Genomic DNA, 14,253 nt, shown 5'->3' with positions numbered 1-14,253 from the left:
GCTTCCAGGCGGTCCCATAAGTCCCTGGCTTCCAGGAGGTCTTATCAGCCCCTGCCTTCAAAGTACTCTTCGACGGCGCCGGAGAGAAGGTCGACCCGGTCTATGATCCTGTAGCAGCCATGGTCCAGGAGTTCGCCCTCATCGGCGTAGCCCCAACCACAGCCCAGACAGTCCAGGCCCATCTTGGCGGCACCCTCGGCATCCGTCCAGCGGTCACCGACCATGAGTGCACGGTCGCCGTCGTCACTGTTGAAGCCTATGTGGCTGAATGCCCATGCAATCACATCCTCCTTGTCCAGACGGGAGGAATCCTTGCTGGCCCCGTAGACGCCGTCCACCAGATCGGTCAATCCGAAGTGATCGCATACAGGAAGGGCCTGATATTCGGGCTTGCAGGTGGCAACGGCCAGAAAGCAGCCGTCAGCCCGCAGCATGCGCAGCTGGTCCGGAATGCCCGGAAAGACGGTGTTGACCAGTCGCCCGGGCACCTTGCCGCCAGGTTGGTTGGGGTCGTCGAAGGCGGGAACGTCCGAGTAATAGTGTCTGTATATACGTATTCCCTCTTCGATTTCATCTTCAGGCACGTGATTGCGGCGTAAGGACTCACCGATGGAAGGACCGATGAACCTGCGCAGCTCCGCCTCGTCTGGGACCGGATGGCCCAACTCTTCGAAGGTCTTGCGCACACAGGCTATGATTCCGGGGTGTGAGGCCGTCAGGGTCCCATCCAGGTCCAAGAGGACCACCCTTCGTCCCGGTCGTGAAGCAGTCATCCTTTGAATCATCTTCCTTGTCTCCGCTGGATCTGTGCCGGTTGAACATGACTCGTCAAGCCCTTTCGCCGGGCCCGGCGAAATCACTCGTAATCGGGGAACCAGCCCTCGCGACGCATCTTGAGGCGTTTGTCGAGCAGGGTTTGGAGCTCCTCTTCGGACCGCCTCTCCAGCAGCATGTCCCAGTGGGTTCTGGCCGGCTTCGCGTTCTTGTCGTCCGGGTTTTCGTCGCTCCCCTCACGCTTTGCTATCAGGCCGCAGCGGCATTCCCATTCATCAGGGATCTCGGCCCCCTCGGCGAGCGGGAGGATGGTCCTGTGCCCCTTGGGGCAGACGTAGGCCACGTCACTCCTGGCTGCGAAATCAACGTTCTGGTCCGATTCCAGTGACTTCGCACCTATGCTCATGCCGCGAAGACTGCGTTCTGCCATTCTTCCTCCATCCGGTCGTTCCCTCTAGCTTCCAAGCTACAGAACAGCTAAGACCTGTTCATTATTCCCACCCCGCCGGTCCGATTGCCGGCTGGGTCCTGTTTCATTCCACACCCGTGTAGGCCACGATCCCTCTGTTGACCTGATCGGCGGCGATGCGTGCCTTCCTGGCCAGGGCGGGGCCCTCCTCCCCCAGGTAGGCCTCGACCTGCACGATCTGCGTGAGTACGTCGGAGAGCCGTTTGGCGTTTCGGACGAAGTCCCCTGCAGTCAGCTCCGTATCGTTGAGCACGGCGGCCAGGGAGTCGCCGCAGGCCCAGTCATAGATGACGTTGGCAAGGCCGAAGTCCAACTCGTCCGGCACCATCAGGCCGGCCTCGTCGCACTCCTGGGCCACCCGTCCCCACTGGGCCTCCATGGCCGAGATGGACCTGGCCAAGGGGCCGGAGGGTCCGCCTGGCAGGTAACGGGGTTCGCCGCCCATCCCCCGCCTGGCCTCGTAGATCATGCCGGACATGGCCGCCGCCAGTTCCTCGGGTTCCAGGTCGTTCAAGATTCCCTTGACCAGTATCTGCGCCAGGGTCAGGTCCTGTTCGCTGTAGATCCCCCTGAGCAGCTGCCCCTGATCGGTCAGTCTGTAGTCCTTGCCGCCCACGCGCCGGATGTAACCCAGCCTGGTCAGTATGGTGCAGATCCTGTCGAACTGGCGGGAGACGGAACCGGTCCGGGAGTCATACCGGGCCTGGACACGTTCAAGTTCCCTTTCCTCCCTGACCCACCTGTGGCCCCACTTCATGTGCTTGGCCAGGTCAGGGCACTGACGGCAGGGATGATGGCGCTCCCTCTCCTTGAGTTCCTCAATGTGGGCGTCGAGCCGGGCATAGGCCTGGGCGCGTTCTTGCTCCCCGGAGTACCGTCGCCGCTCCAGTTCCCTGCGGCCGTTCTTCTGGGCCGTCGACAGGGCTGCCCTGATGCGGACGAACTCGATGAAGTCGCCCCTGCTGCACTTGGCCGCCTCTTCGTATCCCTCCAGGGCCTGGGTCAGCGTCCTTATCCTTTCCTCAAGCTCCGAGGCGGATTCGTTGGCCTCCCACTGGGCGAAGGAGTGGTCGAGGGTGGTGCGTGCCGTGTCGTAGTCGCTGGAGTTGAGCAGGTTGACCGCCATGTTGAAGGTGGGCCGGAAGCTGGAATGCAGGGGGTAGACCCTCTTGCTGGACAGGGCTGCCATGATCTGCGGGCTGAAGTCCCTGTGGTCGACGACCACGACATGGCCGATGTCGTCGATCCCCCTCCTGCCGGCCCGTCCCGTCAGCTGGGTGAACTCCCCCGGCGTCAGGGCCACATGGCCGGTACCGTCGAACTTGTCAAGCTTCTCTACGACCACGCAACGGGCCGGCATGTTGATGCCCAGGGCCAGGGTCTCCGTCGCGAAGACGACCTTGATCAGACCCAGTTCGAAGAGATGTTCGACTATCTGCCTGAAGAGGGTGATGACACCGGCGTGATGGGCCGCGAAACCCTCTTCCAGGGCGAAGCGGAACTGGGCGAATCCGAGGGCCTTGAGGTCCTCACGGCTGAGCTGCCCCTCCACCATGGAGTCCACGATCCGTCTGATCCGTCTCGCCTCTTCGTCCGTGGTCAGCTGGAGGCCGGCCCTCATGCACTGCTGGACGGCCTGGTCGCATCCGTTGCGGGAGAAGATGAAGTAGATCCCCGGCAGCATGTCCATGAAGTCGAGCTCATCCACCACCGCCTCGCGGGAGGGGCGGTACCGTTCACCCTGGCGCCTGCGGTCCCGGTCGGCCCCCTTCCTGCCATGGCGGTGGCCGCCCTTTCGACCCTCCTCCTGCGCGCGTTCGTGCTGCCTGGTCAACTGGTCCAGGCGGCTGGTCAGAGCGGGGTTGATTCTGCTGGTCTGTCTGCCCGAACCGTCGTGGCGGTAGAGATCGATGATCTCAGGCTCCGTTCTGCGGTCGGCCTGGACCAATACGTGCTGTTCCAGCGGGACGGGCCTGTCTTCCGAGACCACAAGGCGGGTCGCCCCCCTGACCGAGCTTATCCAGCTGGAGAAGTCCTCCACATTGGAGACCGTGGCGGAAAGGCCCACTATCCTGGCGGAGGCGGGCAGGTGGATGATGACCTCCTCCCAGACCGGCCCTCTGAACCGGTCGGCGAGGTAGTGGACTTCATCCAGTATTACGTACTTGAGGGCAGTCAGGGTGGTCGAATGCTCGTAGAGCATGTTCCGCAGGACCTCCGTGGTCATGACCACGATGTCGGCCTCGGAGTTGATTGAGGTGTCTCCGGTCAAGAGCCCCACCCTGTCCTCGCCGTAGCGGTCGACCAGGTCATGGTACTTCTGGTTGCTCAAGGCCTTGATCGGGGTGGTGTAGAAGGCCTTGACGTTCTGCTCCTGGGCCAGGAAGACGGCGAAATCCGCCACTATGGTCTTGCCTGCCCCTGTGGGCGCGGCCACCAGGACGTTCTCGCCGTCCTCCAGGGCTTCGATGGCCTCCTTTTGGAAGTCGTCAAGGGCAAAGGGTTGTTCGGCCTCGAACCGGCCGGAGGCTCCGACCAGGCGCCGCCGTCTCCTGCGGAAGTCCGCATACCGTTGGGCGGGGTCGGGCTCCCTGTCCTCATCGACCCTGTTTACACGCTGATGACTTGACATTATCCTCCATGCGAAACTGGCTCTTGCAGCCTCGAGGGCATACGGGAGAAGGGCATGTGGCCCTCCCCTGAACTTGTCCCTCGACCGATGACACACTTCACTGATTAGAGACTCTACCCCGTCGTCGCTCCTCCGGGTCTTCCAATCTCATTCCGGCCGGAAGGGAACCTCCGGCCGGAATGAGATTAGGGCGGGGGCTGTCCGGTCGCGCAGACCGGGAGACTCCATCGAAAACCGAAGCGGGTGCTTACTTATTGAACCTGGCCCACCTGACCCAGATCGACTCGTGCCTCAGGCGGGACCGGTCACGGCGTATCAGTTTCCCAGCATGGGCACGCGCATAACGATGTGAGGCGACGGAGATCGGTTGGGTGAAGAAGGGGGCCTGATCCTCATCCGAAGCCGTCCGCTTCCCGTCGTCCAGATCGGGCATATGCCTGGAGACCTCTTCGGACATGGCGGACACGACCTTCCCCGCTGCCACCGCATGCATGATGGCGTAGGCGCATCCGATGACCAGGATGGCCACCATGAAGACAACCAGTACGATCCATATCCAACCGGGCATCGTTCCTCCTCAGATCCTGTGGTCCTGGACATGCCTGTCGGCGGCCTCGTCGCTGATGGTGATCTCCCGCTGGGCACGGGCCAGGATCATGGTCCGTAGGGTCTGGGGGGCCACGGCGGTGATGTGCTTGGCATGGGCGATGCAGAAGGCCACGAACCAGGAATCGGAGGAAACCACCAGGTGGACCTTCTGCCCCGATCCGCAGGGCTCCACCGAAGCACCAGGGAGGGATTTGATGTAGGGCAGGCCGGGGACGTCCGTGATGAAGACGGCCGGCGTGCCGTTGTCAAAGCTCCATTTCCGCAACTCGCTGACGGGGACGTCGGGGAAGTCCACCTTGTGCTTGGGCTTGACGATGACGGCCCGTTCGATGCGGGCGATGCGCAGGACCTGCCACTGCCTGTTGCGTCCGGTCCCCTGCTTGAGGTGGCGGTGGGTCCCCTTCTTGGAGTTGGAGTCGGCCGGGGCATCCTCGGCCTCGGTCCCCTCCGCCGCGTCGCCTATGTCGGTCCAGACGGCCACATAGTAAACACCCTCGTCCACGAAGATCTTGGCCGGAGCCACCACCTTGCGGATGGTCCTGCCGGCACCGTCCGTGTACTCCATGTCGAGGAGGGAGTCGGTCTTGATGGCGCTTCTGACCACGGAGAAGGCCCTGGGTTCGGTCTCGTATCCGGTCAGACTCAACCAGGGGGTCTCCCCCGGGCCCACATGGGTGCGCAGGCGCTCATAGAGGGACTCGGCCTGTTCGCGTGAGTCTTCGGGCAGGAGGGGGGAATGTGCCAGATAGTTCAGCGAGGCCGTCAGCATGCTCAGATATTGGGGCGATATGCCGGCCAGACGCTCCAGCCCCAAGGAGTTGGTGGCGGAGACGATTCCGCTCTCATCCAGGAGGGACCAGTCGATGTCGAAGAACTGGCTGCCCGCCATCTCCCCGTCGTCGGAGACCGTGGTCAGGGTGTTGATGTCCTTGTGGATGGTGTTGACGAACTTGCGCTCCTCCTCATTGGTCCTCGGCGTGCCGATGAATCTTTCGGCAAGCTCGGCCAGGGAGAACTCCTCCCCCAGGTGTGCGGAGAGGAAGAGCATGAGGCGGAGACGACGGTCAACCTCCGAACCGGTCTGAAAGGCCGAGGCGCTGACCTTGCGGGCCTTGGGTCCCTCCTGATCCTCCTGGTCGCCGGAATGTGAGGGGGTTGCCTGCGATCCGGCCCTACGGGCGATCGAGGGAGAGACGACAGTGGCGGCCTCGGGACTGAGGGACTCATCCGCCAGGGTGAACCGGGTGGCGGCATCCAGGCGGCGGCGGAAGGCATCGACCGCCTCCTGGGGGCTGATGATGGAAGCGCCCGGGTGCTCCAGGACGAACATGGCAAGGTCGTCGGAATCCGCATAGGCCACGTTGAGATTCTCCCCATCCACGTCGACCGTGGCTGCGAAGCGGCGGGAGTCGATGACCTTGACCAGGTCATCGGGCAGGTGCTGGACCCCCAGGCCCGGGGCGATGGAGTCCAGGCCCAATCCCGGTATGGGAACCTGTGGAACGCGTGGAGTCGTGCGCGAGACAGGCCTGACTGGTTCCTCACATGCCTCCTGCGACATGGCGATGGACCGGGCCAGATAGTTGGCGGCGGCCAGGACCGGCATATCCTCCTGGTCGAAGTGCATCCTGATCCTTGGTTCGTCGCCCAACTGGAGGCGGTAGGAGGCGAAATCCTGTCCCTCCGACTTGGAGGAGTATTCGGGCTGACGCGACTCGATGGCGATCCCCATGGCGGCTAGTTTGGCGCGGTCCCTTTGGAACTGCTTGGCGAAGGCGGCCTTGGCGGCCTGGTCGGCCAGCTCCCCGTAAGAATCGGCGTAAGCCTTGACCCTTTGGGCTATCTGGCGGGACGTCAGCCATTGAGGGAACGCCGAGGATAAGACGGCCAGGACATCAAGCTCGTGCTTGCCCCATTTGTCAGAAAAACGCCGTCTTCCGTTTGTACCCTCTGCCATCAGTCCTCGCGTATCGTTAAGGTAAATGCTGTAGTGCGCCTATCGCACACTCTCTCATCATAGATTCTTTTCTTGCCCGGCGTGGTTCAAACCTGCAAATCCGATGTCATTTCTTGACAGGCTGAACCTCGGGAACCACCGCAATCATACCCACTCGTCGGGTTCCACTCCCTGGGGTCCTATGTACTGGCCGTTGGGCACGTATGAGGATACCCCCTTGTCGTCCAGGACGGCGTCGCCATACATGGTCACATCCCTGCCGAAGGTCCAGTCCCCCCTTATCGTGACCGAGTTCGCCGCCGCCAGCGAGGGAACCCCATAGGGGAAGCGCTCGTTGAAATCCGCGATGTTCTTGTAGTAGCGGTCATCCAGTTCCACGTTGGGGAAATTGTAGTTCCCGTCCTCCATCTCGTAGGCATCCGTCAGGTGGAAACGGTCGGACCGCATGATGAAGAGGTCGTCGGTCGTCTTGACGGGGAGGAAACGCATCCGGTCCACCTGCACGCAGGTGGCCCCGTCGAAGAGGGATACGGCCGACCCCATCGCTGTCTCCAGTTGGATGACCGGGCGGGTGGAGGGATCGGCAGGGTCCACGGTCTTCTTGTTCTCTATGATCGGAAGCGGCAGGACCCCCTCGTATTCGGCCAGTTTCTCCTTGAGTGCATCAACCCGCACCCATATGCTGTTGGTGTTGAAGTAGGGATGCCGTTTGATGCTCATGGCGGCGGACCTGTCGGCAGGGTCGACCTGGGTCATCTCGCGCAGGAGGAGATGGCCTGTCTTCTTGTCGATGACGATGTGCCCCCCCTTCCTGTCGGCATCGGTACGAAGGGCGACCTCGATCATGAAGGGTGCTCCCGACTGGGCGAAGTGCCCTGCCAGGGTGCGGGAGGGACGGGCGCCCAGATTGTCGGAATTGGAGATGAAGAGGTACTCCATCCCCTGCTCCTGGAGGGTGTCGAGCAGGCCGGACTCCCAGATGGTGGCGAAGATGTCACCATGGCCCGGAGGGCACCATTCCAGGTCGGAATCCGCGGGGAAGGATACCGGCTCCCCCGTCTGCGCATCTATCTTGGGCTCGACATGTTGGATGATTTCGACGGGGACCTCCTCCTGGATGAAGCGCCGGTCCTTCTTCAGGACCGTCATCGTGTCATGGGAGGTGCGGAAGGAATCCATGAAAGTTAGTGGGAGCGGAACGCCCAGGCGCTTGCGTGCGGTGAGGACCTGACCCAGTATGATGTCGATGAAACGCATCTGCCTGGCCTTGTGGCGGCGGACCGGCAGGAGGGACTTGGCCTTCTCCAGACCCATGGAGGTGCCCAGACCACCATTCAGCTTGAGGAAGGCGGTTTTCGAAAAGGCGTCCAGGGCCATGTCCATGTCGATGGATTCGTGGATGTCACGGATGGCCGGCACGTTCTTCAAGGGCGACACATCGGCCTCCCTGACCGATCCCCCGAAATCCCCGCTCCTCCAGCATTCGTACAGGTGCTTGAACTGTGCTATCGAAAATTCACTCATGCCCTCCGCGCGCATCTTTGATGCGGAGAGTTCGAAAGCATTGTCGTTCATGTATCCCCTTTCGGGCTTCCTACAGGTCCTGCCGGCCAACTGCATGCCGGACTCCATCAGATTATGATACCCGTTCCTGTCTTGACCGCCACCCCGCCGGCCTGGGCCCTGATGGCTGGATCAGCCGGTCTCCCGTACGGTCCATTCCCCGCGAGACTCGCCAGGTTGGACGATTCCGTGCCTTGTGGTAGCATTTCTTCTCGGTGCTTATGCGCCGTCGGGCCGTAGCGCAGTTTGGTAGCGCACTTGACTGGGGGTCAAGGGGTCGCGGGTTCAAATCCCGCCGGCCCGACGAAACGTCAGGAAATAAGTGGCTTCTATATCTGAATACTGTTCTGTTCTTTGCTTGGGGAAAACTGAGGGGCACTGTTTTCCTTCTTTCTCTCTCATTCGGGGATAGCCGTATTCTCGGCTCAGTACTTGTTTACTTCGTAGATGTTATATCGCGCATACTGATAAACTCTCATGTATAGTAATTTTCGATGTTCTTTTTCGCCAACGAGTCAACGCTGATATTCGTATAACCAACAGGCTTGCAACTTCACCAGGCATAAGTAATTTTGGGACATCAGAGTTTGGTAAGTTCAAACTCGCTGTTACTGCACAATACCCCTATGCATGCGTCGCCCGGCTTACGCAATATGACGCATAGAGGATATCTGGCTAAAACATGGGTATACGACCGTTTGCCGAAAGCTCCATTTCTATTCTTCCAGATGGAGCGAGGATCAGACTGGAACTGTATAGCAATATGAAAAGAACTCGTTCATACACAACTGTTATTATAGAGACTGTGAGTAACAGAGATGTTCTTAGGGAGCAGCATGAGCATTGATATAAATTGGAATAGTATCGGAGCTAACAAGCAAGAAGCAATCACAGATCCGCGAGATATATATTCTTCTCTGAACGGTCGGCAATTCCCTAGATTGCGACCTGAGCAAAACGAAGTGCTTGAATGTTGGTATCAACGACGAGAAGAAACAGATCTTGTAATTAAGCAGAATACTGGAAGCGGAAAAACTCTGACGGGTTTACTCATAGCACAATCGGGGTTAAATGAGAAGATTGGTCCATCGATTTATTTAGTACCCGATAAGTTTTTAGCTTGTCAAGTTGTCTCCGAAGCAAGACTTGCGAGCATTCCCGTTACCCAAGAGGAACGTAATCAAGATTTTCTAGCTTCGAAAGCAATACTAGTAACTAACTTTTATAAGCTATTAAACGGACGCAGCGTTCTTGCAAGAAAAGCGCTAGGTACAGTTATCATAGATGACGCTCATGCAGCATTAGCGAACTCGGATAACCTATTTAGTGTTTCGATACCTCGGGAATGCAAGGCTTTTACCCAGCTCCTTAAGCTGTTCGAAAATCAGTTGAAACAACAAAGTGCAAAAGCATATTCCGAGATTTGTGAGGGTGAATTCAGTAGCCCGATACGTGTTCCAACAAGAGCGGTAATACAGCATGCGGATGAAATACTGGATATAATGCAACCATTCGCAAAGGACGATCAACTCCCATCCATCTTTTTTACCTGGCCTTATGTAGCTGACCATTTAAAGCTGTCAGTTATTACAGTCTCTACACAATCAATTGAAATAAAAACTCCTTGCCCCGATATTAATCGCATCTTTTCTTTTGCACAGGCAAAAAGGAAAATATACTTGACCGCTACGCTTGAAGATGAAGGAGAACTCGTCACTGAATTAAATGCTAATCCTGAAACAGTAAAGAAAGTTATTGTTCCTAAGAGGGCATCAGACCTAGGTGACAGACTTATTATAGCGCCGCTGGCTATTGATACCCGAATGGATGCTTCTGCTATACACAAGCTGGCCAGGGCTTTTGCAAATGGCGACCGTGACCTAGATGGGAAGAAAGAATCCGAAACGATCAACGTTGTCGTGCTTGTACCTAGTGATAAAAAGGCCAAGGAATGGCAAGGACAAGCTGACTATATTCTTCATGTGCAAGATATGGGTCCTGTAATACAAGAAATGAAAACCAGAAACGATATAGGAGTCGTTGTATTAGTAAATAAGTATGATGGCGTTGACCTTCCTGATGAAGCATGTAGGCTTCTTATTATTGATGGAGTTCCCATAGCTAGAACACCCAGTGAGCAGCGCGAAGAATCTGCGTTGACTCGGTCGCCGTCACTCAAAGCCAAAATTGTGCAAAAAATTGAGCAGGGAATGGGAAGAGGCACCCGTACTGTGACAGACTATTGTGCAGTGCTCTTACTGGGTTCAACAGAAGCTTTAACAATTAAAGATGAACAACAATTACAGTTTTACTCACCAGCGACGAAAGCGCAGATACAATTGAGCAGTCAATTGGCAGAGCAAATGAAGGGTGGAGGGTTAGAAGCTATAACGCAGCTACTCTCGATTTTCCTTCAACGAGATAATCGTTGGGTCTCACGCAGTCTTGCGAACACTGCAACTGTTGAATACAACTCTGACGCGAGAATCAGCGACCTTGAAATAGCGAGACGCAGAGCATTCAACGCTGCTATAATCAATGATTTCCCGTCAGCTGTGTCTATCCTCGAAAAAGCCTTGAACGATGTGAAAGATGACGCGGAACGCGGCTGGTATAAAGAAGAGCTATCAGGATATCTTGAATTTGTGGATCATAATCAGGCGCGAAGCTGCTTAGAGGAAGCTAAACGGTGTAATCCTGAAGTCATGATGCCCGACCAAAAGCCCATGTACCATCGCTTATCAGCTCCAAAACTACAGGGCCAACAAGTTATTGACAATCTTCAATCACTGAAGGAACCAAAACTGTCAGAACTTGATGTCGAGGATTTGTTTACGAATATTGCTTGGGGCATCGAAGAGACAGCAAACAAAGCAGAAGAATCAGTGAAGATACTTGGCAACTTACTCGGCTTCGACGCAAGTCGGCCTGAAAAAGAACAAGGGGATGGAGGCCCTGATGTGCTGTGGGCGATGTCAACTGAGCAATATGCTGTCATCGAATTAAAAACAGAAATAACCCGGGATGATAAAACGATCAGCAAAAGTGAAGCGGAACAACTTACTCACTCAGCAGAGGCTTGGTTCCCAGAGAAATATCCAGGTTGTTCCGCTATTCCTGTCTTCTTGCATCCATACACAACGCTTGATCCACGGGCACATGTTCCAGCTGGAACGCGAGTTATCACGCAAGCTGATTTACAACATTTGGAAGAGGACGTGATGAACTTTATCAGGACATTAATTAGTAAATATCTACTTCCTAACTCCAGGAATATTGACATCGACATTGTTGGACAAGAGTTGTCGACTAATCACCTAACAGCTGATCGTATTATTAAATATCACAGTCAGGTCGCCGGTAAAGTCACGACGAATCCAGCGGCCAAGCGGTAAAATCCGATTTGCGGAAAGTCACGCCATTTGAAGGGAATAGGCATGGGCATTTTCATGCCAGAAGAGCAGAAATCGAGGATTCGGGGAGCAAGGCTAGGGGGCAGGACCAACCCGACGAGAGAAGCCAGCACAGTCCAGAACCAGCACCCGCACCATGGTAAACATCAATACCTGACGTGGCGTGCCACCCAGGAGAGACAACAACGCCAGACTCTGCCTCCGTTGCCGAATCGACGCCTGAAGGGCTTGCATGATGACCAGACAGTCGATGATGATGGCCGTGCCATACACCAGACTCAGGCCTGAGGCGAGATGTTTGGCCGGGTCCCTTGTCTTGTCCGAAAGCCCCATGTATTGGTTGTTGACTCCCATGCTCACACCCATGGTGCACAGAATCGTCTGCGTGACCACCAGCACCAGCAAGACACTTGCCCATATATCTTTGTTGGCCCTTAGATCATTCAACGCCCACTTCATTGCTCACCCGCTTTCGGAATCACGATGCCGGCCGGCGCCAGTCTGTCTGCAGGTACTGTGGCATCCGGACCGACAAATTATCCGTCCCGCATTGTGTATATGAAATCGCATTGTTCGGCGAGGTGTGGGTCGTGCGTGACCATGACCAGGCATTTGCGCGGATGATGGGCAAAAGCCTGGAGCTTTTCGAACACCATCCGTCCCCTTCTCTGGTCCAAGGCCCCCGTGGGTTCGTCGGCAAAAACGATATCAGGGTCTGAGAGCAGGGTGCGCAGCAAAGCGACCCTCTGCTGTTCCCCACCGGACAGGGAGCCAGCGGCATCCCTTTCATGCCCCTTCAGCAGGAACTCGTCAATCAGTTCCGACACGGCTCTGTGATCGACCCTGCGTCCGGCAAGAGTTATAGGAAGCATGATATTGTCCCATACGGTCATTGAGGGAACCAGATTGTATGCCTGGAAGACAAAACCAACATGCGACCTGCGGAAAAGGGCCAATTCGCGTTGATTCATTTCCTGCAGGTTTTCACCCAGCACCCGAACCTCCCCTCCTGTCGGCTCTTCCAAACCCGAGAGGCAATACAGCAGAGTGCACTTTCCGCATCCGGAGGGGCCGGTGATGGCTGTCATGCCCCGGCCTGCCATGAAGGATAGATTGTCTGAATACTGTTGTCAGGTTCCCACCGCCTGAGACGACAGTCTTGCTCAGCCCAACAGCGACTACAGCCTCATCACATTGTGAGGTTCGGGTCATGGTCTGTTTACCTCCTTCCTTATAAGGCCTCCACAGGGTGGGGGTATATGTTCCAACCATTCTTATAAGGAAACCCGTGAGGCAATATCCGGTGATACCCTGATTCATCCCTGAATTTCTGCCCGTCAACCCTGAGTGCAATTTGACAGACCGGTTTATATCCATTGATGCCGGATTGAGGAGGATGCCGGAAACATCAGAAGTGGCCACAGGAAGAGTGACTTATGCACCGACTGGATGATAGAGTGCTGCTTCATGAAGCAGCAAGGCCTACCGCAGCTACCGCCCGCGAGAGTAAAGTTGTCCGGTGGCGGCCAGACGGGTCATTCTCCGATCGTTCTCCCGGACCGCACCTTCGGTTCGTTTCACATCCACCTGCGGGAGGTGAATCCAATCGGGCGCATTCGGCGGTGCACCTCCGCTCATCCTGAGAGAGCAGTGCCGGGAGCAGGTTGCCATAGGCCTCATTCCTCAGCCAGTCGGCAGCGGCTGGAGATGGTTGCAGCCCGGTAGAGGTCGACCGGTCTTTCCAAGAGGGCATGAGCAGATCCTGCGTGCCGACAGACAAGAACAACGCTCCCAGACCATCAGGCCTTGGAGCGTGTATATGCAAAAGCCTATGGAAGGTGCTACTTTTTCAGAGACCTGGCGTACTTCCTGATCTTCTTCAGGGCCCATTCATAGTGGCTTGAAACGTTGGAAACGAAAGCGGAACCAAGGGTGTTCTTGCCGGTCCAGGGGAAGTAGCCGGGCGTGAAGAGCTCCTCGTTGCTGAAGGACTTCATCAGGTCCATCACCTTGCTGTGGCTGTCCTTGAGCAGGTCAAGGGCCTGAGCGTATGGGGTGGCCTGGTGCTTTTTCCAGAACTCCTGGTTCATTTCCCCGTAATTGCGCCAGTTGTACCCCTCAGGCAGGAAGTCCTTGCTCACGCCCTTCTGGTTGCTTTCGACCCAGTTCAGAAGCAGAACCTGCCACTCGTAGAGGTGGATCAGCACGTCCCTGATGTTCCTGTCGCGCTTCCAGTGGGCTTCCTTCTCCTTGTTCAGGTCGAAATGGAATTCGCCGTTGAGCTCCTCGGTGCTCATGGAATCAAGAAGGGTCATCAGCTTGTCGAATTGCTCGGCACTGGCTGTGATCAGTTCGTCTTTTGTCTTTGGTCTCGGCATGTTGTCTCCTTGTTCGTGATTTGACTTGACGCAGTGGACCCGAGAGCATGTGTCTGCCCACCATGCTCCATAAGGTGGCTCTGCCGGTGCCACCGTTTCAGGCTGGGCAGGAAGGCGCCCAGATACGAAACGGCCACTTCGATGCTGACCCCGGTCGCTTGTGCAAAGCAGGGGGCGGTCGCTTCGATGAGGTCGTCCATCCCCTGCTGGGTGAAGACCCCGGCGCTATAGCACCATCGGCAGTAATCGGCGTTCCCGCTCCCGTCGTCTTCCAGGCTTCGTTCCATGTCCGGCGAGGAGAACGGAGTGCCGCAGGACTGGCAGACGGGGCCCTGGGGTATCTCCAGAAGTTCCACCACCGGTACCTCGAGTACATAGGCAATCAGCTTGGCCATGTCGATACCGGGTGAGGTCTCCCCGGTCTCCCAACGCGAGACCGCCTGGCGGGTGACATAGAG

10 protein-coding genes, 1 tRNA gene and 2 pseudogenes are annotated in these 14,253 nt (G+C 57.0%); 2 read left to right on the top strand and 11 right to left on the bottom strand.

Features of this window, described 5'->3' with window-relative positions:
• Positions 1 to 44: 44 nt before the first annotated feature.
• From V6584_RS04285 to V6584_RS04260, 7 genes and pseudogenes are all read right to left on the bottom strand, one after another.
• A complete protein-coding gene (locus tag V6584_RS04285) occupies positions 45 to 773 on the bottom strand; it encodes an HAD hydrolase-like protein (RefSeq protein WP_340469220.1) in 729 nt (242 codons plus the stop codon).
• Positions 774 to 856: 83 nt separating this feature from the next.
• Positions 857 to 1,204 carry an RNA polymerase-binding protein RbpA gene (locus V6584_RS04280; protein ID WP_340469219.1) on the bottom strand — a complete coding sequence of 116 codons (348 nt, stop codon included), beginning with the start codon at positions 1,202 to 1,204 and terminating at the stop codon, positions 857 to 859.
• A gap of 103 nt (positions 1,205 to 1,307) precedes the next feature.
• Positions 1,308 to 3,875 carry a DEAD/DEAH box helicase gene (locus V6584_RS04275; RefSeq protein ID WP_340469218.1) on the bottom strand — a complete coding sequence of 856 codons (2,568 nt, stop codon included), beginning with the start codon at positions 3,873 to 3,875 and terminating at the stop codon, positions 1,308 to 1,310.
• A 247-nt stretch (positions 3,876 to 4,122) separates the two neighbouring features.
• Positions 4,123 to 4,443 (bottom strand): hypothetical protein, encoded by a 321-nt coding sequence (locus V6584_RS04270; protein WP_340469217.1) that lies wholly within the window; start codon positions 4,441 to 4,443, stop codon positions 4,123 to 4,125.
• A gap of 9 nt (positions 4,444 to 4,452) precedes the next feature.
• A pseudogene (locus tag V6584_RS07950) lies at positions 4,453 to 5,577 on the bottom strand (helix-turn-helix transcriptional regulator); the annotation flags it as partial.
• 80 nt (positions 5,578 to 5,657) lie between these two features.
• A pseudogene (locus V6584_RS07945) lies at positions 5,658 to 6,441 on the bottom strand (helix-turn-helix transcriptional regulator); the annotation flags it as partial.
• A gap of 144 nt (positions 6,442 to 6,585) precedes the next feature.
• Positions 6,586 to 8,016, bottom strand: a complete 1,431-nt coding sequence (locus V6584_RS04260; protein ID WP_340469215.1) for a UTP--glucose-1-phosphate uridylyltransferase — start codon at positions 8,014 to 8,016, stop codon at positions 6,586 to 6,588.
• A gap of 218 nt (positions 8,017 to 8,234) precedes the next feature.
• Between V6584_RS04260 and V6584_RS04255 the strand changes: the two genes are divergently transcribed.
• Both V6584_RS04255 and V6584_RS04250 read left to right on the top strand, forming a co-directional pair.
• Positions 8,235 to 8,308, top strand: a tRNA-Pro gene (locus V6584_RS04255).
• 532 nt (positions 8,309 to 8,840) lie between these two features.
• The gene (locus V6584_RS04250; protein ID WP_340469213.1) at positions 8,841 to 11,399 is read left to right on the top strand and encodes a DEAD/DEAH box helicase; all 2,559 of its coding nucleotides are present in this window, start codon (positions 8,841 to 8,843) and stop codon (positions 11,397 to 11,399) included.
• Between the two features lie 93 nt (positions 11,400 to 11,492).
• Here V6584_RS04250 and V6584_RS04245 read toward each other — a convergent pair whose 3' ends face one another.
• The 4 genes from V6584_RS04245 to V6584_RS04230 all read right to left on the bottom strand — a co-directional run.
• Positions 11,493 to 11,876, bottom strand: coding sequence for a hypothetical protein (locus V6584_RS04245; RefSeq protein ID WP_340469212.1), 384 nt, complete (start codon positions 11,874 to 11,876; stop codon positions 11,493 to 11,495).
• Positions 11,877 to 11,953: 77 nt separating this feature from the next.
• Positions 11,954 to 12,505, bottom strand: a complete 552-nt coding sequence (locus V6584_RS04240) for an ABC transporter ATP-binding protein (RefSeq protein WP_340469211.1) — start codon at positions 12,503 to 12,505, stop codon at positions 11,954 to 11,956.
• A 753-nt stretch (positions 12,506 to 13,258) separates the two neighbouring features.
• Positions 13,259 to 13,795 (bottom strand): ClbS/DfsB family four-helix bundle protein, encoded by a 537-nt coding sequence (locus V6584_RS04235; RefSeq protein WP_340469210.1) that lies wholly within the window; start codon positions 13,793 to 13,795, stop codon positions 13,259 to 13,261.
• Positions 13,765 to 14,253: zinc ribbon domain-containing protein (locus V6584_RS04230; RefSeq protein ID WP_340486217.1), on the bottom strand; the 489-nt coding region annotated here is incomplete at its 5' end. The genes V6584_RS04235 and V6584_RS04230, both read right to left, overlap by 31 nt.

The sequence above is a fragment of the Bifidobacterium favimelis genome (assembly GCF_037963085.1).
GTDB lineage: Bacteria > Actinomycetota > Actinomycetes > Actinomycetales > Bifidobacteriaceae > Bombiscardovia > Bombiscardovia favimelis.
Note: the sequence above shows the minus strand (reverse complement) of the source record. Positions and strands in the feature narration are given on the sequence as shown.

Bases quoted from the DNA above. Each gene is read 5' to 3' on its own strand.
- V6584_RS04260 (WP_340469215.1), bottom strand. From the start codon at position 8,016: ATGAACGACAATGCTTTCGAACTCTCCGCATCAAAGATGCGCGCGGAG.
- V6584_RS04250 (WP_340469213.1), top strand. From the start codon at position 8,841: ATGAGCATTGATATAAATTGGAATAGTATCGGAGCTAACAAGCAAGAA.
- V6584_RS04270 (WP_340469217.1), bottom strand. From the start codon at position 4,443: ATGCCCGGTTGGATATGGATCGTACTGGTTGTCTTCATGGTGGCCATC.
- V6584_RS04275 (WP_340469218.1), bottom strand. From the start codon at position 3,875: ATGTCAAGTCATCAGCGTGTAAACAGGGTCGATGAGGACAGGGAGCCC.
- V6584_RS04245 (WP_340469212.1), bottom strand. From the start codon at position 11,876: ATGAAGTGGGCGTTGAATGATCTAAGGGCCAACAAAGATATATGGGCA.
- V6584_RS04285 (WP_340469220.1), bottom strand. From the start codon at position 773: ATGACTGCTTCACGACCGGGACGAAGGGTGGTCCTCTTGGACCTGGAT.
- V6584_RS04280 (WP_340469219.1), bottom strand. From the start codon at position 1,204: ATGGCAGAACGCAGTCTTCGCGGCATGAGCATAGGTGCGAAGTCACTG.
- V6584_RS04235 (WP_340469210.1), bottom strand. From the start codon at position 13,795: ATGCCGAGACCAAAGACAAAAGACGAACTGATCACAGCCAGTGCCGAG.
- V6584_RS04240 (WP_340469211.1), bottom strand. From the start codon at position 12,505: ATGACAGCCATCACCGGCCCCTCCGGATGCGGAAAGTGCACTCTGCTG.